Here is a 2,500-nt window from a genome sequence, read left to right as displayed (position 1 = left end):
GGTGCCGTAACAGGTACTGGAGGTCCGAACCGACTAATGTTGCAAAATTAGCGGATGAGCTGTGGATAGGGGTGAAAGGCTAAACAAACTTGGAAATAGCTGGTTCTCTCCGAAAACTATTTAGGTAGTGCCTCAAGTATTACCGTCGGGGGTAGAGCACTGTTTTGGCTAGGGGGTCATGGCGACTTACCAAACCAAGGCAAACTCCGAATACCGACGAGTACAGCTTGGGAGACAGAGCACCGGGTGCTAACGTCCGGACTCAAGAGGGAAACAACCCAGACCGCCAGCTAAGGTCCCTAAAATTGGCTAAGTGGGAAACGAAGTGGGAAGGCTAAAACAGTCAGGATGTTGGCTTAGAAGCAGCCATCATTTAAAGAAAGCGTAATAGCTCACTGATCGAGTCGTCCTGCGCGGAAGATGTAACGGGGCTAAGCCAGTTACCGAAGCTGCGGATTTGCAATTTATTGCAAGTGGTAGGAGAGCGTTCTGTAAGCCTGTGAAGGTGTCTTGTAAAGGATGCTGGAGGTATCAGAAGTGCGAATGCTGACATGAGTAGCGTTAAAGGGGGTGAAAAGCCCCCTCGCCGTAAGCGCAAGGTTTCCTACGCAACGTTCATCGGCGTAGGGTGAGTCGGCCCCTAAGGTGAGGCAGAGATGCGTAACTGATGGGAAACAGGTCAATATTCCTGTACCGATTACAAGTGCGATGTGGGGACGGATCTTAATAGGTTATCCGGCGGTTGGATGTGCCGGTTTAGACAGATGTAGGCGACACGTAGGCAAATCCGCGTGTCATATACCGAGGCTGTTGATCGAGCGAGCTTGCTCGCGAAGTAACTGAACGAGGTCCCAGGAAAAGCCACTAAGCTTCAGCTTGTAATTGACCGTACCGCAAACCGACACTGGTGCGCGAGATGAGTATTCTAAGGCGCTTGAGAGAACTCTGGAGAAGGAACTCGGCAAATTGACACCGTAACTTCGGAAGAAGGTGTGCCCTTGTAGTGTGATGAGAACATCTGAGCACGAACGGGTTGCAAAAAATTGGTGGCTGCGACTGTTTATTAAAAACACAGCACTCTGCAAACACGAAAGTGGACGTATAGGGTGTGACGCCTGCCCGGTGCTGGAAGATTAATTGATGGGGTGCAAGCTCTTGATCGAAGTCCCAGTAAACGGCGGCCGTAACTATAACGGTCCTAAGGTAGCGAAATTCCTTGTCGGGTAAGTTCCGACCTGCACGAATGGCGTAACGATGGCCACACTGTCTCCTCCAGAGACTCAGCGAAGTTGAAATGTTTGTGATGATGCAATCTCCCCGCGGAAAGACGGAAAGACCCCATGAACCTTTACTGTAGCTTTGTATTGAATTTTGAACAGATCTGTGTAGGATAGGTGGGAGGCTTTGAAGCAGGGTCGCTAGATCTTGTGGAGCCAACGTTGAAATACCACCCTGGTGTGTTTGAGGTTCTAACCTAGGTCCCTTATCGGGATCGGGGACAGTGCATGGTAGGCAGTTTGACTGGGGCGGTCTCCTCCCAAAGTGTAACGGAGGAGTTCGAAGGTACGCTAGGTACGGTCGGACATCGTGCTAATAGTGCAATGGCATAAGCGTGCTTAACTGCGAGACTGACAAGTCGAGCAGATGCGAAAGCAGGACATAGTGATCCGGTGGTTCTGTATGGAAGGGCCATCGCTCAACGGATAAAAGGTACTCTGGGGATAACAGGCTGATACCGCCCAAGAGTTCATATCGACGGCGGTGTTTGGCACCTCGATGTCGGCTCATCTCATCCTGGGGCTGTAGCCGGTCCCAAGGGTATGGCTGTTCGCCATTTAAAGAGGTACGTGAGCTGGGTTTAAAACGTCGTGAGACAGTTTGGTCCCTATCTTCCGTGGGCGCTGCAGATTTGAGGAAGCCTGCTCCTAGTACGAGAGGACCGGAGTGGACGCACCTCTGGTGTACCGGTTGTCACGCCAGTGGCATTGCCGGGTAGCTAAGTGCGGAAGAGATAACCGCTGAAAGCATCTAAGCGGGAAACTCGTTCCAAGATGAGATCTGCCGGGGCCTTGAGCCCCCTAAAGAGTCGTTCAAGACCAGGACGTTGATAGGTCAGGTGTGGAAGCGCAGTAATGCGTTAAGCTAACTGATACTAATTGCTCGTGAGGCTTGACCCTATAACTTTGACGATAATCGTCCAAGTGCAAATGTTATTGTTATGCCCCGTGGACAACTCACGTTGTTCCACATCGTTGGCAGCAATCAAAATCAGCTGATTCGAAACTCTATGAATTCGTCCCTGTTGTGCAACAGCACAGCAAGGACAACCCGTTATGCCTGACGACCATAGCAAGTTGGTACCACTCCTTCCCATCCCGAACAGGACAGTGAAACGACTTTGCGCCGATGATAGTGCGGATTCCCGTGTGAAAGTAGGTCATCGTCAGGCTCTTACTCCCCCTAACCCCCTCGTACTTCCCGTACTTGGGGGTTTCGGCTT

General features: G+C 51.2%; 2 rRNA genes (1 of these 2 cut by a window edge). Both read left to right on the top strand.

Going from position 1 to position 2,500, the window contains the following annotated elements:
• A 23S ribosomal RNA gene (locus tag ACN5W5_RS23405) occupies positions 1-2,177 on the top strand (it extends 702 nt beyond the left edge of the window).
• A 159-nt stretch (positions 2,178-2,336) separates the two neighbouring features.
• Positions 2,337-2,449: ribosomal RNA gene (gene rrf / locus ACN5W5_RS23400) — 5S ribosomal RNA — on the top strand.
• Positions 2,450-2,500 lie beyond the last annotated feature (51 nt).

Source organism: Hydrogenophaga sp. ZJX-1 (assembly GCF_048590325.1).
Classification (GTDB): Bacteria; Pseudomonadota; Gammaproteobacteria; order Burkholderiales; family Burkholderiaceae_C; genus Hydrogenophaga.
Note: the sequence above shows the minus strand (reverse complement) of the source record. Positions and strands in the feature narration are given on the sequence as shown.